Origin of the sequence: Streptomyces sp. KLMMK, from assembly GCF_036961605.1 — a bacterium.
GTDB lineage: Bacteria > Actinomycetota > Actinomycetes > Streptomycetales > Streptomycetaceae > Streptomyces > Streptomyces telluris.
This window is the reverse complement of sequence record NZ_JBAMDC010000780.1, coordinates 1-877: the sequence shown is the minus strand read 5'-3', so window position 1 is coordinate 877 and position 877 is coordinate 1. Positions and strand designations below refer to the sequence as shown.

General features: G+C 68.2%; 1 protein-coding gene. It reads right to left on the bottom strand.

The annotated features are described in order from the left end of the window. Positions 1-877: dihydropteroate synthase (locus V7793_RS37920; RefSeq protein WP_336014307.1), on the bottom strand; the 877-nt coding region annotated here is incomplete at both ends.

Below are 877 nucleotides of genomic sequence, written 5' to 3'. Positions count from 1 at the left end.
ACCCTCCAGCAACGTGTCATTGACGATCTCCAACGCCGGACGCCCGGTGAGCGCCTCGTCCAGATCGGTCTCCAGGCCGTTCTTCTCGCCGTCGATGATCCGCCGCCGCAAGCGCTCCTCCAGCGGCAGCGCCAGCAGTTCCTCGGTCTTCCCTGCCTTCATGGACTTGGTGTCCACGCCCTCGAACAGTTCGAGGAACCTCTGGAGGGGGTCGTAGCCCTCCCGCCGCCGGTCGTGAATCAGGTCGAGGGCGACGTCGACGTGCTCCTGCTCCAGGCGGGCGATCGGGAGGATCTTCGAGGCGTGCACGATGGCCGAGTCCAGGCCGGCCTTCACGCACTCGTCCAGGAAGACGGAGTTCAGCACGAGACGGGCGGCCGGGTTGAGGCCGAAGGAGATATTCGACAGGCCGAGCGTCGTCTGCACGTCGGGGTGGCGGCGCTTGAGCTCGCGGATCGCCTCGATCGTGTGGACGCCGTCCTTGCGGGACTCCTCCTGGCCCGTGCAGATCGTGAACGTCAGGGTGTCGATGAGGATGTCGCACTCATGGATGCCCCAGTTCCCGGTCAGGTCCGCGATGATCCGCTCGGCGACGGCCACCTTGTGCTCGACGGTGCGGGCCTGGCCCTCCTCGTCGATGGTCAGGGCCATCAGCGCCGCACCGTGCTCCACCGCCAGCCGCGTCACCTTCGCAAAGCGGGAGTCGGGGCCGTCGCCGTCCTCGTAGTTCACGGAGTTGATGACGGCCCGGCCGCCGAGCTTCTCCAGGCCCGCGCGGATCACGTCCACCTCGGTGGAGTCCAGCACGATGGGCAGGGTGGAGGCGGTGGCGAAGCGGCCGGCGATCTCGGCCATGTCGGCGACGCCGTCGCGTCCC